Genomic DNA, 20,716 nt, shown 5'->3' on the forward strand with positions numbered 1-20,716 from the left:
GGCCTCGTTGTTTCTGATTCGTTCGCCGTCGGCACCTGCAGCGCCTGCTGCTCACGAAAGCCCGGCTATCGACGAGCGATCAGCGCCAGAATTGCTCCACCCACTGGCACACACGTTGCCACTCGGCGGTTCTCATGTACGCCTGGGTTTCCTTCTCCAGTTCCGGCGCCTTTTGCCAGTCATCGAGGGCGACGGCTTGACCGAGCACGAAATTGCCGCGCTGGTAATGGGCGTTCAGTATCTGCCCGGCCTGTTGTGCGGCGATCGCCGCCGTCGTATCCATCGTCAGCCCGAGCAGGGCTGCTGCCGGTACGCGCCCGCTTTCGAGCGGCCACAGCCATTTCGAAACGCCCCAGGTCAACGGGTTGACGACAGCGTCCGGGGGAATGCCCACGGGGCTGGTTCCGGTGCCGAGCGACAACAGGCGCACATCGTCCAGACTGCCTGCGCGAGTGCTGGCCAGCGCCTCGGCAATGGCGGATACGGAAGGATTGTTCGCAAACACGCCGCCATCGGCGAAATAGCCAAGCCCGGCGATTTCGTACGGCGGGAAATACGTCGGCGCAGCCGACGTGGCAAGTGCGGCATCGAACAGGCTGACGTTACGATAGGCGTTGCCGTTTCCGTTGGAGAAGGTGCACGGAGCCCAGCTCTTGGTGGGCGGATCCCACAGGCGCGCCGAGTTGATTGCGACGAAGCGGGACAGATCCGCCAGCTTGCCGCTGCCGACCAGCGACTTGGCGATCTCCTGTAGCCCGGTGTTGACATACTGGCATTGGAACACGCCCGGACCAGCCAGGACCGTGCCTTGTTCGAGTGCTTGCGTGTGTTGTTCGAGTGCTTGCTTTTGCGCCAGCCACGCACCGTTTTCCCGAAAGATCACCGAGCCCTTCGTCCTGTAGATATCGACGATCTCGGAAATGGATACACCGCGGGCGAGCCCCAGGGCGATCAGGCCGCCCGTGGATGTGCCGGCAAAGCCGTCGGCGCTCGCGATGATCCGGCTGCGCCGGTCGAGGTCCTGGATGAGCAGGGCGGTGATCAATCCCCGGATACCGCCGCCATCGCAACTGAGAATCTTGAAGGTCATTGCGTTTCCCTTTTTGATCGTGGGATGAATGCGAATGGCGCAACCCGGCGGGCATCCCGCCGGTGTCGCCGGGGGATGCGCCGCTTCCTGCGCCGTGTCGCCGCCGGAAATTCAAGCCAGCGGGCGAAGCGTCGTGCGTTATTGCTCGTCGAACCTCACATCGAGCACGGTGTAGGCATCCCACGCATACAAATACGCGTTGTCCTTGGAATAGAGCGACAGTTTCTGGTGGTTGAAATCGGAAATCAAAATCGAGCCCTGGCGCGTCCATCCGCGCGCGCCTATCCAGTTATAGAAACCAACGTAGGCGTTATTGCTGACGGACATATATCGGCTGGTGCCGAGGATCCGATAATACGTCACGCCGTTATAAGGGTACTGTTCGAGCGTCAACGCTTTCGCGGCGGAATCGACGAGAACGGCCCATTCGCCGCTGTTTTGGCCAAGCCAGCCCAACTGCACGCCGTCGTGATAGAGCGCCATTTTGAATGTATCGACCTCAATGGCAGAAACAGGGGCAGTATTGGCGAATTCTGCAAAGGTCCCGTGTGGCTGATTTTCAATCGGATTGAGACTCATTTTTTTTCACCTTGAAGAGGTTGGATGCTTCCCCGCGCCTTCGAGAACAGCACCATGCGCTTCGGACGCATGGCGCGCCGGCATCGTCAAAGGCCGCGATTCCGGCGAATTTTGTGGTGATCCAATCCGGCTGGGCGATGGCAGATCGACCATGATGGCGCCGGACAACGCCAGCGGTCACGGCCGAGACGGCGGGACACGCCGCAGCATTGGTTTATTGAATGCCGGGCATTCAATTTCCTTCTATTGGGGTGATTGTCTCGAGTGTCGCCGCTACATTTTCGATTGACTTGGCACCAGTGATTTATAGGAAATGAAATGACGGATGACAAGGTTGGTGAAAGAGGCGAATTTAATCGAAATTAAAACAATTCCGATCGAATTGCATATATTTGAAACATTCCTGTCCGGCCATCATGGATGGTTTCGCATGCGTCGGATGTCAGGCGTGGCGTTTAACGTTAGCCAAACGGCCAGCCGGCGACAAATTCATTCAACTTTTGCGGGTTTGCTACGAATGTCTGAAGAATACGAAGTTCATGGCCCTCACGACCATGCGGTGGAACATCACGAGTCTCATGGTGGCGATCGAGGTACGTCGCGCATTGCAGTGCTGACGGCCGTGCTTGCGTGCTTCGGCGCGATATCGGCCTATCAGAGCGGTGCCGACGAGAGCCTCGCGCTGCTCTACAAGAGTGACGCCGCGATCAGGAAAACCGAGGCTGCAAATCAGTGGGCCTACTACCAGGCGAAGGGTGACAAGCAGAATCTCGCCGAACTCGGTGCGGCGTTGAGCCCGGAGACATCGCCGCAGCGAAAGCGGTTCGAGACGGATGCCGCGAGATACCGTGCCGACAAGGAACCGATCCGGGCACGCGCCGAGGCGCTCGAAAAGGAAGTCGAGAAGAATAACGCGGCGAGCGAGGAGCGGATGCACCGGCACCATCGATGGTCGCAGGCGACGACCGTCATCCAGATCTCGATTGCACTGGCAGCTATCACGATCCTCACGCGGCGATCATGGATGCAGGGGCTGTCGATCGGCGTAGCCGCGATCGGCATCGTGGTGGCGGGGTTGGCGTTCTTTGGGGTTTGATTGACTGAGAGGCCGTCGGGCTGCAGTCGTATCGATACAGACCAGTGGTTGTGATTTTACATAACGTGAATTATCACCCAAATAAGTGTAAGAGCAAAGTAGTAATGTCGCATCTGGGCAAAGTTGAAATGTCGTAGTTCGAGGGTTTCGGCGCATGCTGGCGGCGGTTCGAACTGCCGGAGCGCATCGTGGGCCAACCTGGACTGATCACCATGAGCATGCGGGAGCTGGATCGTCTGAAGGTCGTGGAAGCCGTGATCGAGCAGCGTCTGATGCCTTGGCGAGCCGCGGAGCGACTTGGGATCAGTCGACGGCAGATTGAACGGCTGGTCGCCCGGTATCGCGCCGCTGGCCCGGTCGGGCTGGTTTCGCAGCGTCGTGGCCACGCCAGCAACCATCAGTTGCCTGAGGATCTCGCTCATCGCGCCTTGAGCCTGATTCGTGAGCGCTACGCCGATTTTGGGCCGACGCTGGCCTGCGAGAAGCTCTGGGAGTGCCATGGGCTGCAGTTGTCGAAGGAAACGGTCAGAAGGCTGATGACAGACGCTGGGCTCTGGATTCCGCGCCGGCAACGGCCGCCCAAGGTCTACCAGCCGCGAGCGCGCCGGGCCTGCCTGGGCGAACTGATCCAGATCGACGGTAGCGATCATCGATGGTTCGAGGAACGGGCGCCGGCCTGCACGCTGCTGGTGTACGTCGACGACGCGACGAGCCGGTTGATGCATCTGCACTTTACGGCGACCGAATCGACCTTCAGCTACTTCGAGGCCACGCGGGCGTATCTGGAGCGTTACGGCAAGCCGGTGGCGTTCTATAGCGACAAGTACAGCGTGTTCCGCAGCGCAACCGCGGGCAAGACCGGCAGCAGCGTGACGCAGTTTGGCCGGGCCATGTATGAATTGAACATCGACACGTTCTGCGCGAACAGCAGCTCGGCCAAGGGACGTGTCGAGCGAGCACACCTGACGCTGCAGGACCGGCTGGTCAAGGAGATGCGATTGCGCGGCATCAGCACGGTGGCCGACGCCAATGCTTATGTGCCCTCCTTCATCGTCATGTATAACGCGCGCTTCGCCAAGCCACCGCGCAGCGACTTCAATGCGCACCGGCCGCTGCGAGGTGACGAGAATCTGGACCAATTGCTGACCTGGCGCGAAACGCGCCGAGTTTCGAAGTCGCTGACGGTGCTGTACGACCGGGTGCTGTATCTGTTGGACGATACGCTCGAGAATCGGAAGCTGATTCATCGCTACATCGACGTCTGGGAGTACCCGGATGGCCGGGTCGAAATACGGACCGATGGCGAGGTATTGCGATGTCGCCTTTACGACAAGCTGGCAGAGGTCGATCAAGGCGCGATCATCGAGCACAAGCGTCTGAGTCACGCACTGCAGGTGGCTGAAGCGGTTCAGGCGCAGCGTGATAACCGGCGGATCTCGGGTTCCCCGTCGCGAGCCAATCGAGGGCTACCGGTACGAGCCAAGGCATCGTTACCCGGTGCCAAGAAACAGCGTGCGTTCACGGAAGCTGATATCGAAGCAGCCATCTTGCAGGTCGCTTCACAAACACATCAATCTGAATCGAATCGGCGGTCTGCGAAGGCCCGCGGGTGAACGTAAGCGCCCTGCTGCTTCAGGCCTGGCACTTCAACGCTGAAGGATGGAAAGCCGATGAAACATGCGACATCTGTATTTAGCTCGCGCTACGACATCTGAATCCGGGTATGACACAGATTGTAGTAGCTTTTTAGAAATGTCGTGTTCTAGCCATTTAGAAATGTCGCGTTTGGACCTCGGTAAGCTTGCCGGCTCCCCGTCAGATCATGGAGCCGGCGATGCACCGAACCGCATTGGTGACATTGAACATGCGAGAACTCGACCGTCTGAAGGCAATCCAGGCCGTAGTGGATTTGGGCCTGAAGCCTGGCCGCGCGGCCGAACGCCTGGGCCTGACGGTCCGGCAGATCGAGCGGCTGGTGATTCGATACCGGGAGTCTGGCGCGGTGGGCCTGACCTCGCGCAAGCGTGGCGGTCCTGGCAACCGGCGGCTGGATGCGGAGTTGGCCCAGCGGGTCCTGACGATCATCCGGGATCGCTACGCCGATTTCGGGCCGACACTGGCGTGCGAGAAGCTCCGGGAATGCCACGGCATCCAGCTCGCCAAGGAAACGGTACGGCGGCTGATGACGGAAGCTGGTTTGTGGGTGCCACGCCGGCAACGGCCGCCCAAGGTCTATCAGCCGCGAGCGCGCCGGGCCTGCGTGGGCGAACTGATCCAGATCGACGGTAGCGATCATCGATGGTTCGAGGAACGGGCGCCGCCCCCGCACGCCCCTCCCCGACTGCCTCCGTGCAGCCGACGCATCGCAATTCCAAGCGATTCCGCAGAGGACCTTTCCTGTGCAACGTCTTAATCGACCGCCGCACGATCTCCAATAATGGCCGCTCGATCCATCGGCCGTCAGGCCGCTCCCACACAACAACAAAAACACCTATGCATTCCTGCACAATGAACCCGCATGCCGGCGCACGCATCGCGGGGACCGTCATTGCCGCCTGCCTGACCGGCTTCGTGCCGGATGTCGCGCTTGCGCAGAGCAGCGTGACGCTGTACGGCCTGATCGACACGTCGATCACCTACTCGAGCAACCAGCGCACGCGCGGCGCCGGCTCGCCCGGCGGCGGCAGCGTCGCGATGACGAGCGGCGCGCTGAACGCGTCGCGCTGGGGGCTGCACGGCCGCGAGAATCTCGGCGGCGGAATGGCTGCGGTCTTCACGCTCGAGAACGGCTTCTCCGGCACCACCGGCAAGCTGTCGCAGAAAGGCGTCGACCTGTTCGGCCGCCAGGCGTGGATCGGCGTGGGTTCGGAGACGGCCGGCACGCTGTCCTTCGGCCGCCAGTACGACCTGATCCTCGATTTCGTGACGCCGCTCGGCGCGGCCGGCCCCGGCTGGGGCGGCAACCTCGCGGTCCACCCGTACGACAACGACGATTCGAACCGCAACCTGCGCATCAACAACGCGGTGAAGTACACGAGCCCGACGGTTCGCGGGCTCAGGTTCGGCGCAATGATCGGTTTCTCGAACACGGCCGGCCAGTTCTCCAACAACGCGGTGTGGAGCACGGGCGTGTCGTATGCGAACGGGCCGCTGAAGCTCGGCGCCGGCTACCTGAAGATCAGCCGCGACCGCAACGCATCGAACCCTGACGGCGCACTGAGCACCGTCGACGGCTCGGCGACGGTCACGGGCGGCAACCAGCAGATCTGGGCGATGGCGGGCCGTTATGCGTTCGGGCCGCACTCGGTCGGCGTCGCATGGTCGCATTCGACCACCGACGGCGTGACGGGCGTGCTCCAGGGCGGCAACATCGCCCCGCTGAAAGGCGAATCGCTGGTGTTCGACAATTTTTCGATCGACGGACGCTACTTCGTCACGCGGGCGTTGACCGTCGCCGCCGCGTACACGTACACGATGGGTCGCTTCGATACGCGCACGGGCCAGACGCGCCCGAAATGGAACCAGGTCGTCGCGCAGGCCGACTATGCGCTGTCCAAGCGCACGGATGCGTATCTCGAAGGCACCTATCAGCGCGTGAGCGGCGGCAACGGCAACCCCGCGTTCAACGCGACGGTCTGGACCTTGACGCCTTCCGCGAACAGCAACCAGGCCGTCGTCGCGCTGGGGCTGCGGCACAAGTTTTGACGACGCGGCGTGCGCCGCCGTGTCACGCTGCCGACCGGCTGCATCGGGCGAGCGCTTCCCGCATCACCCAAGCGCCATGACCGCCACCGACGAGGCCGCGCCCCGTGCGCGGCCTTTTTCGCTGTGGCAGGCGCTGCTTACCGCGCACCGCCCACGGAAGCAAGAATGCCTCCCGGCTGTCGCGTTTGCGCAAAAAATGCGAAGAAACTGGTCGCGTTGTGACATTTTTCCTAATCTGTTTGCAGCGACGCCGCGATCCGGCGTTCCGGTCGCAACATTCTTTCATCTGGCGCACCATCGGCTTACGAATCCGCATCGCGGCAGCGAAGCCGGACATTTCGCGCCATGGCGGCCGGACGGCTGCGTGCGAACGGCACGCGCCCCGCTTTCAACGCAGTCAACCGCTGGAGAAGAACGATGAGCAAAATGAACCGAATTGCGGTCCTGGCAACTTTCGTCCTGCTGGCCGGTTGCCACCACGCGGCGAAAACGCCCGAGAATGCCGGCGCGGCGCCGACGCCCTCGAGCGAAGCCGTCGCGACGGTGACGGCCGACGATCTGAACAATCCGAACAGCCCGCTCGCCAAGCGCAGCATCTACTTCGATTTCGACCAGTACTCAGTGAAGCCCGAATTCCAGTCGCTGCTGCAGGCGCATGCCGACTATCTGCGCAGCCATCCCGCGCGGCGTGTGCTGATCCAGGGCAACACCGACGAGCGCGGCACGTCGGAATACAACCTCGCGCTCGGCCAGCGCCGCTCGCAGGCCGTGGCGAGCGCGCTCGAAACGCTCGGCGTGCAGGCGACGCAACTCGAGGCGGTTAGCCTCGGCAAGGAAAAGCCGGTCGCGCTCGGCCACGACGAGGAAGCGTGGGCGCAGAACCGCCGCGCCGATCTCGTCTATCGTTGATCCAGGCGCCGCCGCCGCGGCGATACGCGAAAAGCATGGAATAAACGCTTCGCCGAAACGTCTTGTCATCGCGCAGGCGCGCGGTTCCCATGAGCCGCCTTTCCCGTGGCCTGCGCGCTGCAAGGAGATTGCAATGAAATCGGCAACGCTGGCTGCGACGCTGATCGCGGCGCTGGTGCTCATGCTGTCGGCGGGCTGTACGTCGTCGGGCAGCGGCGTCTCGCAAGGACCGGGCATGAGCCGGTACGGCGGCTCGGGAGGCAGCGGAGGTAGTGGCGGCGGCTACTGACGCGCCGCCGGACTGGCTTGAACGGGGCGTCACGCGCAAACGCGGCCGGCACTCGGCCGCGTCGCGCGCGACGCCCTGTTTCGTCGTCCGATTTATCGCCGCATCGCCTTCACGTCGGCCGGCGTGACGCTCGCGGGCTGGCCGCCCCACGTCGCGCGCAGATAGTTCGCGAGCTGCGCGAGTTCGTCGTCGCTCAGCGTGCGCGCGAAAGCCGGCATCGGCTGCAGGTTCTCGAAGCCGGCGAACTTCTGCTCGTCGATGCCGTCGAGCATCGCGACCAGCAGGTTGCGCGGGTCGTCCTGGCGCACCGTCGAGTTGCCGTTCATCGGCACCGCCACGTGCGGCTTGCCTTCGCCGTTGAAGCCGTGACAGCCCGCACAGACCGCGAGATACACCGAGCGGCCGGCGGCAAGCTGCGCGGTATCGGCCGACACCGGCTTCACCGGTTGCGACGCGGGCGGCGTATCGCCGAGCAGGTACACCGACAGCGCGCGCAGGTCGTCCTTCGTCAGGTACTGCGTGCTCAGGTGCACGACCGGATACATCTCGCCGAATGCCGAGCCTTGCGGCGCGATGCCGACGCCGAAGAACGTCTGCAGGTCGGCGCCCGTCCAGCCGCGCGCGGCGAGGCCGCCCGGCGTGATGTCGGGCGCGGCCACGCGGCCGAGCGCGGCCCCCGCGAACGGCTTCGCCCCGTCGAGCTGGCCCGTGAACGCACGCGGCGTGTGGCATTCCGCGCAATGGCCGAGCGCGCCCGCGAGATAGCGGCCGCGCCGCCAGTCGGCGGATTGCCCGGCCGACGCATCCGGCAGGCTGTCCTTCAGGAACAGCATGTCCCAGAAGACCATGCCGAAGCGCAGGTTGTACGGGAACTTCAGGTCGTGCACGCGGTTTTCCTGCGCGACCGGCTTCACCGTCTTCAGGTACGCGTACATCGCATCGGCGTCGGCGCGCGTGAGCTGCCGGTACGACGTGTACGGCATCGACGGATACAGGCGCTTGCCCGGCGCCTTGCCGTCGTGCAGCGCGGCGTAGAAGTCGTCCGCGCTCCAGTCGCCGATTCCGTGTTCCTTGTCGGGCGTGATGTTCGAGCCGTAGAACGTGCCGAACGGCGATTCGAGCGCCGCGCCGCCGGCGAATGGCGCGCCGTCCTTCGCGGTGTGGCACGCCGCGCAGTCGGCAGCCTTGACGAGATAGCGGCCGCGCGCGACCGCATCGGCGCCGGGCGCGCCGGACGCCGCATTCGACGCCGGCGCGTCGTGGCCGCCGCAGGCGGCGAGCAGCAGCGCGCAGATCGCGGCGAGCGCGGGCAGGCCCGCGGCCCGCGCGACACGATGAGCGAGAGTGCGTTTCATGCGGAGTCCTTCACGAGTCCCGGTGTCGTCAGCACCACGTCCTTGACGGCTTCGTAGTAGCGGACGTAGCCCGTGCAGCGGCAGAGGTGCGCATCGAGCGCGTCGGTGATCGTGCGTTCCACGTCGGCCTTCGCGACCGGCTCGCGCTTCAGGCGTTCGATCAGCACGGTCGCCGCGTTGACGAAGCCGGGCGTGCAATAGCCGCACTGGAAGCTGAAGTGCTCGAGGAACTTCTGCTGGATCGGCGACAGCTCGACGACCTCGCCCGCCTCGTTGCGCTTCGCGTGGCCTTCGATCGTGCGGATCGAACGGCCATGGAAGAAGTGCGCGCCGGTGATGCAGGTGCGCATTTCCTCGCTCGTGCCGTCCGGCTGGTCGACGATCACGACGCACGCGTGGCAGATGCCCTGCCCGCAGCCGAGCCGCGAACCGGTGAGGCCCACGTACTCGTGCAGGAACTCGATCATCATCAGCCCTTCCGGCACCTGCATCGGGCCGACGGCGTTGCCGTTGATCCTGACCGACAGCGGCTTCTGCTGGAACCGAACGAGCGGACGTTCGACGGCAGCCGGTGCCGGTGCAGCCGGCGTGGCGGGAACGGACGCCGGGGCGGCCGAAGCCGCCGCCGGCACGGAAGCGCCGGTCGCAGCCGCGCTGGCGCTCGCGGCCGAAGCCGCGGTTTGGGCGGTCGTCATGCGAGCACCTCCTGAATCTTTTGCGGGGTCACCGGCAAGTCGGTGAAACGATGGCCGATCGCGTGCGCGATGCCGTTCACGATCGCGCCGACGACGGGGATCATCACCACTTCGGCGACACCCTTCGGCGGATCGGTCTCGGACAGCGGCGGCAGCACCTCGCCCGTTTGCGTCCAGACGGCGACGTCGGACGCGCGCGGCAACCGGTAACGGTTGAAGTTCCACGTGCCGTTGCCGGGGCCGTCCTCGTAGAGCGGCAGGTACTCGTGCAGCGCATGGCCGATGCCCATCGCGAGACCGCCCTGCAACTGGCCCGACACGAGTTGCGGCGAAATCTGGTTGCCGCATTCCATGATCGAGTGATGCGTGAGCAGTTCGACCTTGCCGGTCGCTTCGTGCACGGCCAGCTCGACGAGCGTGCCGACCGCCGTGTAGTACGTGACGGCCGCGTTGTTGCGGCTCGTCGGCGGGATGAACACGCGCTTGCGGTCCAGCACGCGGTAGCCGTTCGCGGTCGGCGGCAGCGTGCCGCGCAACGCGGTCGCGCCGGCCGGGGCGGCGGTGCCCGGGATCGGGCCGTCGTCGCCCGTCTTCGGCGCGCCGACACGCAGCGACAGCCCGTCGATCGGCAGATGCTCGACCGTGCCGCCCACCTCGAACTCGGCGTCGGTCCACTGCCAGCGGTTGAACACGTGCACGACGGCGCCGGTCGGCAGGCCGAGCGCATGCGCCTGCTTCGCGAGCTGCTCGAACGTCAGCGGCTCGAGGCCGTCGGCGGTCAGCTTGCCGTCGACCCAGCGCGCATCCTCGATGCGGATCGTGTACGGCGCGGCCTGGCCGCCGCCGAGGCCGCGCGTCCAGATCGACATCGCGGCCGGCCACAGCCCGTAGCGGAACACGGCGCGCGCGGCTTCGCGCGTGCTGTGCGTGAAGTAGTACGCCGAGTTCGTCGCGCTCGACGGCGATGCATAGCCCGGCGACCAGCGCGGGTTCGCGCTCAGGCGATCCTGGTCGGCCTGCGACATCAGATACGGATCGCCGCTCGTCTCGATCGGCAGGTCCGGCCATTCGGTCAGCGCCACGCGGACGTCGGTCGCCGGGCGGCCGAGCCATTTCGCGACCGCGACGGCCTGCGACGTCGACATCCCGGTGCCGATCTCGGCCGCCGTATGCTGCAGAGACACCTTGCCGTGCTCGTCGAATTCGACTTTCGCGAACGACGCTTCCGCGCCCGTGCCGAAATCCTTCTGCACGCACGCGAAGCCGACGCCGTAGCGCTTGCCCGGATGCGCGGCCTCGAATTCGGCCTTGCGCGCGGCACGGCGCGTCCACAGCGGATGCTGCTTCGCCCGTTCGAGCACTTCGTCGACGCGCAGCGCACCGGCGGGAATCGCGCCCTGCGTGTTCTTCATCCCCGAACGCAGCGCGTTGCGCAGCCGAAAGTCGATCGGGTCGATGTTCAGTTGCGCGGCGATCTCGTCGATCGCCATCTCGGTCGCGGCCATGCTCTGCAGCGTGCCGTAGCCGCGTGCGGAACCGGCATCGATCGCGCGCGACGCGATCGCGACGGCCGCGAGATCGCTCTTCGGGAAGTAGTAGATCGATTGCGCGGCCGTGGCACCGACCATCGCGACCGACGGCGAGAAGTTCGAGCGCCCGCCGCCGTTCGCCTCGAAATCGCCCTTGAACGACTGCAGCAGGCCGGTGTTGCGATCGACCGCGATCCGGTAATGCATCTTGAACGCGTGACGCTTCAACGAGGTCTGGAACTGCTCGTAGCGGTCGTTCGCGAAACGCACCGGGCGGCCGTCCGCGTACAGCGCGCAGACGAGGCCGTAGAACGGCACGTTGAAGTGATCCTTCGAGCCGTAGCCGACCGTATAGCACGGATGCACGAACAGCTTCTTCACCGGGAAGCGGCATTTCGCGACCATCGCGGCCGCGTTCTCCGACACCTCGAGCGGCGACTGGGTCGGCACGACGAGGTGCAGCGCTTGCGTTGCAGCGTCGTACCAGCAGTTCGCGTTGTCGGGTTCGAGCGCGGCTGTATCGACCGACTGCGTGTTGTATTCGCGGTCGAACACGAGCCACTCGGCGGGCGGATGATCGAGTTCGGCACCGATCTGCCCGGCGAGGAACATGCCCTGCTCGTCGAGCTTGCCGTGCGCCTTGCCGTCCGGCCAGACCGGCAGGTGCTTGCGCATCATGCTCGGGAAGATCGGCGCGTCCTTCAGGCTCGAATAGACGTCGTCGTCATAGGCTGTCTTGCCGCCCACGCGCACATAGCGGAAGGTGCCCCACGGATCGCGTTCGAGCGGGCCCGTGACCGCGCCGTAGCGAATCACGTCGTCGCGAAACTTCAGCGCGTTCTTCGCGAAACGGAAGCGCGCGAAGTCGTGATAGATCAGGATCGCGACCGCATGGCCGAGATACGCAGGCGTCTTGCCGGCCGGCAACAGCATGTCGTCGCCGTAGAACGCCGGGAACGCGACGCCGTCGCGCGCGAGATCGTCGGCCGTGACGACGCGGTCCGGTTTCAGCTCATCGCCGAGCAGCGACAGGTCGAAGCCTTCGTACGTGCGGTCGGCCTGCGTGACGCGCAGGATCAGCGCGTGCGACTGCTGCTGCGGCCAGTGCGGCATGTCGGCGGCGCGCACGTCACGGGCGAACACTTTCGAGCCCGTGACCTTCGCGATGCCGTCGATGCGAAATTGGGGGATGCCGGTGACACTATCCCATTTGACGGGGGTGAGGAGTTTTTCTTCGAAGAGCGCCGCGAACGCGCGGCTGCCGATGGGCGCGACATACACAGCGACACCCGCCAGCACGCTGGCTTTCAGAAAACCCCGCCGTGACAGGCCGTGGTTTTTCATTTGGGGGGAACCTCCTGAGGCGGCTCGGACGGCGATCGGGTGTCGCGGCGTTCGGAGCGGCGCGCATTCTGGCATTGTTTTTGATATATCGCCTATAGTATTTCCCGCATGAAATACTTATTGAATTTCTTATAACGGGTTTCAGCCGGCCGCGGCGGGCAGTCGCGGGGGCGATTCCCATGCCGTTTGCGTGCGGCTCGATACCGTTGTGCCGGCCTCGCCAGTTTCCGCGTGGCAGCCGCACATCGTTCCGTTCGCAACGATGCCGCCTCCGCGCCGCCGAATCCGCGGGCCGCTCGCAACCGGGGTTGACGACTCGTGCTCGCAGCGATGCGCCGGGGCTGCCGGCTGCCCCGCACCGCCGGTTTTTCATGGTAATGTCGTGCGCATCCGGCTAGGCCGGGCCTCCGCCACGTGCCGTGCGGGCGCCGCCAGCCATCGAGACATCGTGTCGAGGTCGACAACCATGGCAGTCAGGGCATCTCTCCTGAACTCCGTTCTCGCCACTCCCCCCTCCGGTAATCACCGCGTGACGGCCGCGCTGCGTCCGTCGATGCTCGTGACGCTGTTCGAGGACGTGCGCCCGATGGCGCTGTCCGGGCTCGCGAGCGGCTTCGTCGCGGCCGTTGCGCTGATCCGGCTGCAGCAGCTGTGGTGCCTCGCGTGGCTCGTCGTCGACGTCGGTCTGCTCATTGCGCGCCTGTCGATCGTACGGGCCTACACGGTGCGGCGCGACGCCGGCGACGATCGCACCGAATACTGGGCGAGTCGTTATGCGCCGGTGTCGCTCGTCGCGTGCTTCGTGCTCGGCCTCGGCGTGATGGGCTGCGTACAGGCCGCCGACGTCGAGCTCGGCACGCTGTCCGTGATGGTCGCGGGCGGCGTGTTCGGCGGGATCGCATCGCGCAATTCGGCGCTGCCGCGGCTCGCGATGACGCAGGTCGTGCTCGGCGTGCTGCCGATCGGCGTCGGCGCGCTGCTGGCCCCGCGGCCGGGCGCGTGGCTGCTGGTGCCGCCGATCGCGATCTATCTCGCGGCGATGCGCACGGTCGTGCAGCGCCACTACCGCGTGCTCGTCGCGCTGATCGCCGCGCGCCAGCGCAACGCCGAACTCGTCGCGCGCTTCGACGCCGCCCTCACCTACATGCCGCACGGCCTGTGCATGATCGACGGCGACAGCCGCGTGATCGTGGTGAACCGGCGCACCGCGCAACTGTTCGGCTCGGCGCGCGAGGTCATGCTCGATACGCCGCTGCCGGCCGTCGTCGCCGCGCTCGGCGCGAACGCGGCGACCGATCCCGCCGGCGCCGGCCTCGCCGCGCAATGTGCCGCGTGGCTGAGCCGCGCCGAGCCCGTGCCGCTCGACATCGCGCTCGCCGACGGGCGCCAGCTTGAACTGACGCGCCACCGGGTACCTGACGGCAACGCGGTGATCATCGTCGAGGACGTCACCGCGCGCCGCCAGACCGAACAGCACATCCGCCACCTCGCGCGGCACGACGCGCTGACGGGGTTGCCGAATCGCCACGAACTGCATGCGGAGCTCAAGCGGATGCTCGCGCGCCGGCCGCGGCTGCCGAGCCCCGCGTTCGCCGTCATGTATCTCGACCTCGACGGCTTCAAGTCGATCAACGACCGCTTCGGCCACCAGGCCGGCGACGAAGTGCTCACGCAGGTCGCCGAGCGGCTCGGCAAGACGTTGCCGCGCGGCGAGCTCGCGGCGCGCATCGGCGGCGACGAGTTCGTCGTCGCGATCGACGACACGACGATGGACGCGTGCTCGATCCTCGCCGCGCGGATCATCCGGCAGATTTCGGCGCCGTACGTGCTGTCGATCGGCGAGACCGTCTGCATCGGCATCAGCATCGGCATCGCGCTCGACGACGGGCACGGCTCGCCCGACGAGCTGATCCGGCAGGCCGACAGCGCGCTGTACGACGCGAAGTCGGCCGGCAAGGGCATCTACTGCTTCTATTCGAGCGGCAGCCGCCGCGTGGCGCCGGTTGCCGCAAGCTGAGCCGATCGCGCGCCGCGCCGCGCATTCCTTTTTCCTACCCGCCTCATCTTCCCGACGATTCAATTCCGAAACGCTTTGCCGGGTCGCGCGTGGCGCCGCGCGCTCGCATGTCACGTGACGTGTTCCGTAACATCGCCGTCCGGCACGCAGCACGATGACGGCAGAAGCCCGCACGATCGTGGCCGGGAGCGGCGTTTCGCGACTGGCACTCTTATTGCTCCTTGATACGGAAAGAACGTTTCAGGGAGCCCAACATGAATACCGTCGACGTCCTCGCACGAACCGAAATCATCGACGAACAGGCGGTGATCGACGGCGCATCGCTGATCCGCCGGCTCGTGTCCGACCGCCGGATGCCGGCCGCATACGAAGCCGCATGCGTCGACAATCCGCCGCTTACGCTGTACGGCGCGTTTCGCCAGGGCGTCGCCGATTACGCCGCGCGGCGCGCGAATCCGTATCGCGCCGGCAGCCGTTTCTGGGCGCTGTGGGAAGAAGGACGTCTCGAAGCTGAAACATCCGGCCGGTAAGCCGGTTGCACGCGCCGGCCCTGTCGCGACAAGGGCCCGGCGCGACATCCGGCGCATGAACCGGCCGGCTGGCGCGCCGGCATGCGTTCATCGCTGCAACATCGCGCGCGGTCGCGCGTATCGGCACCGCAACGCACGACAACGCGCCCGTCCGCCGTCACGCGCACCTGGTTGAGCCCGCCCGCCGCGCGTTGCCGCTTTCCCCTATAAGATGGCAGATTCCGTTCATCGAACGATACCGCCATGACCGCCTCTTCCTCTTCCCGAAATCCCATTCACTGCGAAATCGATCTCGACGCACAAGGCAAGCATGCGGGCTACCTGCGGCTGCCGCACTCCGTGCACCGCTCCGCATATGGCTGGCTGCCGATCCCGATCGCGTCGATCCGCAACGGCGACGGCCCGGTCGCACTCGTGATGGCCGGCAATCACGGCGACGAGTACGAAGGCCAGATCATCGTGTCGCAACTGATGCGCGAGATCGAGCCGGAGATGGTCAGCGGCCAGTTGATCCTGCTGCCGATGGCCAATTTCCCGGCGGCGGATGCGGGCCTGCGCGTGTCGCCGCTCGACGGGGGCAACCTGAACCGCAGCTTCCCCGGCGATCCGACCGGCACGCCGACGCAGATGATCGCCCACTACATCGAACACGCGCTGCTGTCGCGCGCGCAATATCTGGTCGACCTGCATTCGGGCGGCAGCTCGCTGCTGTACCAGGGCGGCAACATGCTCGCGATCGATCCGCTCGACGCGGACGAAGCCGAGAAGCTCAACGGGCTGCTGGTCGCGTTCGGGTTGCAGAATGCGCTGCTGCACGCGCCGAATCCCGTGCATTCGGCGTCGGCCGCGCGTCGGCAAGGCGCGATCTCGATCGTGACCGAACTCGGCGGCGCCGGCATGGCCGACCCGTCGCTGATCCGGCTCGGCCGCCACGGGCTGCTGCATTACCTCGGCTATATCGGGCTGCTGCACGGCGCGCTCGTGCCCGACGCGCCGCCGACCGTCACGCGCTTCATGCGCGTCGACGGCGATCGCCATTTCGTTTATGCGTACGAGCGCGGGCTGTATGAACCGCTCGTCGAACTCGGCGACCAGGTGAAGGCCGGGCAGCCGGCCGCGTGGGTGCACTTCCCCGATACGCCGTTGCGGGAACCGGTGCTGCATCGGTTCAACGGCGACGGCGAAGTGGTGTGCAAGCGTGTGCCCGCGCAGGTGCTGCGCGGGGATTGTCTGTTTCAGTTGGCGGAGTTGTCGACGCCGCCGCGGGTCATCCGGTGATGAACCCGACCGACGCGTTCACGACCGTCGTACGCCGATGCCGGTACGTACACTCGGGCCGTCAGTCGGATGACACCGGCGTCTCGTTGCCCTGTGCAACGCCGCATTGATGGCAATGCGGGAAGAAGAAGAAATTCCGGCCGCCGCATTCGCATACATTGAAAAGCCGCAATCCACAATGCACGCAAAACGTGGAGTCGTCGCCGCCGAGATTCCATTGTTTGTCGCATGACGGGCAACGCTTTTTCTCGAGCGACCGAACGGCTTTTTCGTATCCGATCGTGCGCGCGCGTTCGCCCTGATCCTGCTGCAATTCGAGCCGCTTGCGTTCGGCATAGCGCTGAAAGGCCTTCATCATGTAAAGACCGGCGAATACCGTGAGCACGATGCCGACCAGGACCCGGACATAGCCGCCGAAATTCGGCAAGTACGGAACCAGTTCAATGAAAAACGCACTCAACGCAAACAGGCCGAAACCGTACACGAACGGCCAATAACGCGCCTTGCGGTAGCGGATGAACAGCCAGGTCGCGACCAGCAGGATCGGTAACGTCAGCGCAAGCCGCAGCCCGAACACTTGCATCTCGTAGCGCCGGGTCGCCTCGTCGAAGCGACGTTCGGCTGCTGCGTCCGCTTCGGCGATTTGCGTGTCGACGTGCGTCAGTTGCGATGCCAATGCCCGTTGCTGATCACCGACCGCATCGATCTGATGCTGCCAGTTGACCACGCCTGCCTGGAGGGTATCCAGCTTGCGCGTCCTCGCCACAATGTCCGGGTCCGTCGCACCGTCTCCCGTCACCGCGCGGGTGGCCAGCCAGTTGCGGAAACTTTCCTTCTCGGCCGCGTACTCCTTCGCGGCGCGGCCGCGCGCCACTTCCATCGTGTCGACCTTCTCGGCAAGCGCGTCGCGCTGCGCCTGCAGTTGACGGCGCGCCGCGTCCAGCCGCGCTTTTACCGGCGCATCGGCGAATTGCTCGACGACCGGCGGCCCGCCGCTCGGCGCGAACGCCATGTCGCGGATCACGAGGCTGCCGAGCATGTTCAGAAAGACCGCGAAAACGATCGCAATCGCCCAGGAGGCGAGCCGCAGGAGCCGCGCCGGGCTGGTCAGGCCGTCGCCGGAAGTCATCATTGTTTTTACCCGCTTGTTGGAATGGCTTCCATTGTCGTCAATCTTGATGCAACCGTCGATCGTCTCTATTTCGATGGCGGATAGTCACCTCGACACGGGCATCGACGGTCCGCAACTGACCTGCAACTCTCCGCGTCAGCTAGAATGACGCGCTTTGCCCGTCCTCCCATGTGGTTCAAGAACCTTCAGCTTCATCGTCTTCCGGCCCCTTGGGCCGTCACGCCCGACCAGATGGAAAAATGGCTGGCGCCCTACGCGTTCCAGCCCGGCAGCAGCGTCGAAATGCAGCGCGTCGGATGGGCGTCGCCGCGTGACGACGGCGCGCTCGTCTATTCGATCAACCGGCAGATGCTGCTGGTGTTTCGCGCCGAAAAGAAGCTGCTCCCGGCGTCGGTCGTCAATCAGGTCACCAAGGCGCGTGCGCTCGAGGTCGAGGAGCAGCAGGGCTTCAAGGTAGGCCGCAAACAACTGCGCGAACTCAAGGAGCAGGTGACCGACGAACTGCTGCCGCGCGCGTTCAGCATTCGCCGCGATACCCGTGTGTGGATCGACACGGCGAACGGCTGGCTCGTCATCGATGCGGCGGCACAAGCGCTTGCCGACGACGTTCGCAGCCTGCTCGTCAAGTCGATCGATCAACTGCCACTCGCCGGTGTTCAGGTGGCGCGCTCCCCGGTCGCCGCGATGACGGACTGGCTGCTGTCCGGCGAGGCGCCGGGCGGATTCACCGTCGACCAGGACGCCGAGTTGCGTTCGACCGGCGAAGGCGGCGCCACGGTGCGATACGTCGGCCACGCGCTGGAAGCGAGCGACATGCGCCGGCACATCGAAGCCGGCAAACAGTGCATGCGCCTCGCGATGACCTGGGATGAGCGAATCTCGTTCGTGCTGACACCGTCGCTGACGATCAAGCGTGTCACGCCGCTCGACGTGATCAAGGAGGCGGCGGATCCCACCGCGCAGAATGACGACGAGCGCTTCGACTCGGACTTCACGCTGATGACGGGTGAACTGGCGCGGATGCTGACCGGTCTCGTCGATATTCTGGGTGGCGAACAGCACGACGCGATTCAGCAGGCGGCAGCGGCCTGAACGCCGTCGTTGTCGCGAATCGTCGCCCACGACGGCAGGGATTCGCGATGACGCGACCATTCGAGGAGGTCCGTCGCCACGCTGGCGGCGGGCCGCGACCGGCCGCTCGCGACCCTGACGAGCCAGCCGCGAATCGGCATGGCCCGTCGGCCATCGAAATGACAACGCTCCCAATCCTCGGCGATCATCTACGTCGTACACACCTCGAACGGGCACCGCCCCCACCACGCCCGTTCGTCGACCCCACTCCCCCTGCAAGCCTTCTTCCACCGCCCGCGAAATCCTTATCGAAATTGCTTCGTTCGCCTTTCCCGGCCGCGCCGCTAACGTGTTCAAAACGGCGGCGGCGCGCCGAATGCCTCGCACGCAGCACGACAGCCGCCGCCATCACGACAACCGCGTCGCGATAACGGAACAGACCGGACGGGCCGCGTGCCCGCACCCCGCCGGGAACATCCGCATCGCGCGCCATTCGCGATGCCCATGGCCACGAACGACCGCATCATCGACACGACGCCGCTCGACGTCCGCGCGCAGCCGCTGATCGACGCGCTGATCGACGAATATTCGACCCGTTACGACGCGTACCGCCCGGACAGCCGAGCGTCGGCCCGCGACGAACTCGCACGCTACCCGGCCGAACTGTTCGCGCCGCCCGAAGGCGCGTTCGTGCTCTTGCTGCGCGACGGCGAGACGATCGGCGGCGGCGCGTTCAAGCGCTACGACGCGCAAACCGCCGAACTGAAACGCATCTGGACGCGCACCGACCTGCGCCGCCAGGGCCTCGCGCGGCGCATCGTCGAAGCGCTCGAACTGCGCGCCGTGCAACAGGGCTATCGCCGCCTCTACCTGACCACCGGCTTTCGCCAGCCCGAAGCGTGGGCGCTGTACGACCGCACCGGCTATACGCGGCTGTTCGATTCGTCGATCGATCCCGAAGCGTATTTCCACCTGCGCTTCGGCAAGGATCTCGTCGATCCGTCGCGCACGTCGACGCTCACCGACTTGTGGGCGCCCGTGCCCGAAGCGGCGCTACCGCGCTGAGCGCACGGCGTCCCGCATTTCACCTCGCCCATTCCGCCTTCCACGCTTCCACGACAGGACGCTTTCATGCATCGAGCCGTATCGCTTTCCTCCCGTGCCGCGCACACACTGGCCGCCGCGCTGATCGGCCTGACCGCCTTCGCCGCCGCCACGGCCGCCGCCGCGACGTTCGACCTGAGCCCCGAGCAGCGCGGCCGGCCGCGTGGCACAGCCGATGCGGCAGTCGAGCGCGCGGTGCCCGCGTCGTTCAAGTTCGCCGAGCCCGGCACGCTGACGATCGGCATCGCACCGAGCCTGCCGCCGATCAGCTCGTATGCGACCGACGCGCGCACGGTGGTCGGCTTCGACGCCGATATTGGCCAGCTCGTGTCCGACAGCCTCGGCCGCAAGCTGAAAATCGTCGCGCTCGCATGGGCCGACTGGCCGCTGGCGCTCGAATCGGGGAAAGTCGACGCGGTGATCTCGAACGTGACCGTCACCGAGGAGCGCAAGCAGAAGTTCGATTTCTCGACCTATCGCAAGGATCAGGTCGGCTTCTACGTGCGCAACGACAGCAAGATCCAGGCGATCCGCGAGCCGAAGGACGTCGCCGGGCTGCGCATCGTGACCGATGCCGGCACCAACCAGGAAAAGATCCTGCTCGCGTGGGATCGCGAAAACGTCGCGCACGGGCTGAAACCGGTGCAGATCCAGTACTACGACGACCAGGCGATGCGCATCGTCGCCGTGCAGTCGGGCCGCGCCGACGCGGTGTTCAGCGTGAACTCGGTGCTCGCGTATCAAAGCGCGCAGCAAGGCAAGACGCGGCTCGTCGGTGCGATCAGCGGCGGCTGGCCGCGCACGGCCGACATCGCGATCGCGACGCGCCGCGGCAGCGGCCTCGCCGATCCGCTGACCGTCGCGCTGAACGGGCGGATCAAAAGCGGCCGCTACCGGCAAGTGCTCGATCGCTGGAACCTCGCATCCGAAGCGATCGACCAGTCGCGCACGAATCCGCCCGGGCTGCCGAAGAGCTGAGCGCCGCGCGCCCGC

The 20,716-nt window shown here is 65.6% G+C and carries 18 protein-coding genes and 1 pseudogene; 12 read left to right on the top strand and 7 right to left on the bottom strand.

Annotation, left to right across the window (positions count from 1 at the left end; all coding sequences use genetic code 11):
• Nucleotides 1–79: 79 nt before the first annotated feature.
• Entirely contained in the window at nt 80–1,090 is a 1,011-nt protein-coding gene (locus tag CFB52_RS22340) for a patatin-like phospholipase family protein (RefSeq protein WP_059574383.1), read from the bottom strand.
• A gap of 138 nt (nt 1,091–1,228) precedes the next feature.
• Entirely contained in the window at nt 1,229–1,669 is a 441-nt protein-coding gene (locus tag CFB52_RS22345) for a hypothetical protein (RefSeq protein ID WP_012340013.1), read from the bottom strand.
• Nucleotides 1,670–2,186: 517 nt separating this feature from the next.
• On the opposite strand from CFB52_RS22345, the gene CFB52_RS22350 reads away from it, so the two are divergent.
• From CFB52_RS22350 to CFB52_RS34720, 6 genes and pseudogenes are all read left to right on the top strand, one after another.
• Entirely contained in the window at nt 2,187–2,765 is a 579-nt protein-coding gene (locus tag CFB52_RS22350; protein WP_099317462.1) for a DUF4337 domain-containing protein, read from the top strand.
• 212 nt (nt 2,766–2,977) lie between these two features.
• Nucleotides 2,978–4,378: an ISNCY family transposase gene (locus tag CFB52_RS22360; protein WP_059578342.1), complete on the top strand. Its 1,401-nt coding sequence runs from the start codon at nt 2,978–2,980 to the stop codon at nt 4,376–4,378.
• Nucleotides 4,379–4,623: 245 nt separating this feature from the next.
• Nucleotides 4,624–5,085: pseudogene (locus tag CFB52_RS22365) on the top strand (helix-turn-helix domain-containing protein); the annotation flags it as partial.
• Between the two features lie 188 nt (nt 5,086–5,273).
• Nucleotides 5,274–6,470 (top strand): porin, encoded by a 1,197-nt coding sequence (locus tag CFB52_RS22370; RefSeq protein ID WP_373680969.1) that lies wholly within the window; start codon nt 5,274–5,276, stop codon nt 6,468–6,470.
• Nucleotides 6,471–6,887: 417 nt separating this feature from the next.
• Nucleotides 6,888–7,379, top strand: a complete 492-nt coding sequence (pal, locus tag CFB52_RS22380; RefSeq protein WP_099317464.1) for a peptidoglycan-associated lipoprotein Pal — start codon at nt 6,888–6,890, stop codon at nt 7,377–7,379.
• 133 nt (nt 7,380–7,512) lie between these two features.
• Entirely contained in the window at nt 7,513–7,668 is a 156-nt protein-coding gene (locus tag CFB52_RS34720) for a hypothetical protein (protein ID WP_180278239.1), read from the top strand.
• A gap of 92 nt (nt 7,669–7,760) precedes the next feature.
• Here CFB52_RS34720 and CFB52_RS22385 read toward each other — a convergent pair whose 3' ends face one another.
• Genes CFB52_RS22385 through CFB52_RS22395 form a run of 3 tightly spaced genes read right to left on the bottom strand, consistent with a single transcriptional unit; the run spans nt 7,761 to nt 12,591 of the window.
• The gene (locus tag CFB52_RS22385; RefSeq protein ID WP_099317465.1) at nt 7,761–9,023 is read right to left on the bottom strand and encodes a cytochrome c; all 1,263 of its coding nucleotides are present in this window, start codon (nt 9,021–9,023) and stop codon (nt 7,761–7,763) included.
• Nucleotides 9,020–9,718, bottom strand: a complete 699-nt coding sequence (locus CFB52_RS22390) for a (2Fe-2S)-binding protein (protein WP_099317466.1) — start codon at nt 9,716–9,718, stop codon at nt 9,020–9,022. Before CFB52_RS22390 ends, CFB52_RS22385 begins: the two co-directional genes overlap by 4 nt.
• Nucleotides 9,715–12,591: a xanthine dehydrogenase family protein molybdopterin-binding subunit gene (locus CFB52_RS22395; RefSeq protein ID WP_099317467.1), complete on the bottom strand. Its 2,877-nt coding sequence runs from the start codon at nt 12,589–12,591 to the stop codon at nt 9,715–9,717. The genes CFB52_RS22390 and CFB52_RS22395 overlap by 4 nt, the downstream gene beginning before the upstream one ends.
• Nucleotides 12,592–13,057: 466 nt before the next feature.
• On the opposite strand from CFB52_RS22395, the gene CFB52_RS22405 reads away from it, so the two are divergent.
• The 3 genes from CFB52_RS22405 to CFB52_RS22415 all read left to right on the top strand — a co-directional run bounded on the left by CFB52_RS22405 (nt 13,058) and on the right by CFB52_RS22415 (nt 16,416).
• The gene (locus CFB52_RS22405) at nt 13,058–14,608 is read left to right on the top strand and encodes a sensor domain-containing diguanylate cyclase (RefSeq protein WP_060011379.1); all 1,551 of its coding nucleotides are present in this window, start codon (nt 13,058–13,060) and stop codon (nt 14,606–14,608) included.
• 254 nt (nt 14,609–14,862) lie between these two features.
• Complete coding sequence (locus tag CFB52_RS22410; protein WP_060310933.1) at nt 14,863–15,138, top strand: hypothetical protein; 276 nt, start codon at nt 14,863–14,865, stop codon at nt 15,136–15,138.
• Between the two features lie 243 nt (nt 15,139–15,381).
• Entirely contained in the window at nt 15,382–16,416 is a 1,035-nt protein-coding gene (locus CFB52_RS22415) for a succinylglutamate desuccinylase/aspartoacylase family protein (protein WP_099317468.1), read from the top strand.
• A gap of 61 nt (nt 16,417–16,477) precedes the next feature.
• On the opposite strand, the gene CFB52_RS22420 is transcribed toward CFB52_RS22415, so the two are convergent.
• On the bottom strand, nt 16,478–17,545 hold the full coding sequence (locus tag CFB52_RS22420; RefSeq protein ID WP_373680976.1) for a hypothetical protein: 1,068 nt from the start codon (nt 17,543–17,545) through the stop codon (nt 16,478–16,480).
• Between the two features lie 171 nt (nt 17,546–17,716).
• Between CFB52_RS22420 and CFB52_RS22425 the strand changes: the two genes are divergently transcribed.
• Nucleotides 17,717–18,640 (top strand): recombination-associated protein RdgC, encoded by a 924-nt coding sequence (locus tag CFB52_RS22425; RefSeq protein WP_099317470.1) that lies wholly within the window; start codon nt 17,717–17,719, stop codon nt 18,638–18,640.
• Here CFB52_RS22425 and CFB52_RS34315 read toward each other — a convergent pair.
• Nucleotides 18,619–18,828, bottom strand: a complete 210-nt coding sequence (locus CFB52_RS34315; RefSeq protein ID WP_144029752.1) for a hypothetical protein — start codon at nt 18,826–18,828, stop codon at nt 18,619–18,621. The two genes, CFB52_RS22425 and CFB52_RS34315, sit on opposite strands and share 22 nt — an antisense overlap.
• Nucleotides 18,829–19,123: 295 nt before the next feature.
• On the opposite strand from CFB52_RS34315, the gene CFB52_RS22430 reads away from it, so the two are divergent.
• Together CFB52_RS22430 and CFB52_RS22435 are read left to right on the top strand one after the other, a co-directional pair.
• Nucleotides 19,124–19,684 (top strand): GNAT family N-acetyltransferase, encoded by a 561-nt coding sequence (locus CFB52_RS22430; protein WP_059574368.1) that lies wholly within the window; start codon nt 19,124–19,126, stop codon nt 19,682–19,684.
• A 66-nt stretch (nt 19,685–19,750) separates the two neighbouring features.
• Nucleotides 19,751–20,701, top strand: a complete 951-nt coding sequence (locus tag CFB52_RS22435; RefSeq protein ID WP_099317471.1) for an ABC transporter substrate-binding protein — start codon at nt 19,751–19,753, stop codon at nt 20,699–20,701.
• The last annotated feature ends 15 nt before the right edge of the window (nt 20,702–20,716 follow it).

This window comes from Burkholderia sp. AU18528 (assembly GCF_002223215.2).
GTDB lineage: Bacteria > Pseudomonadota > Gammaproteobacteria > Burkholderiales > Burkholderiaceae > Burkholderia > Burkholderia semiarida.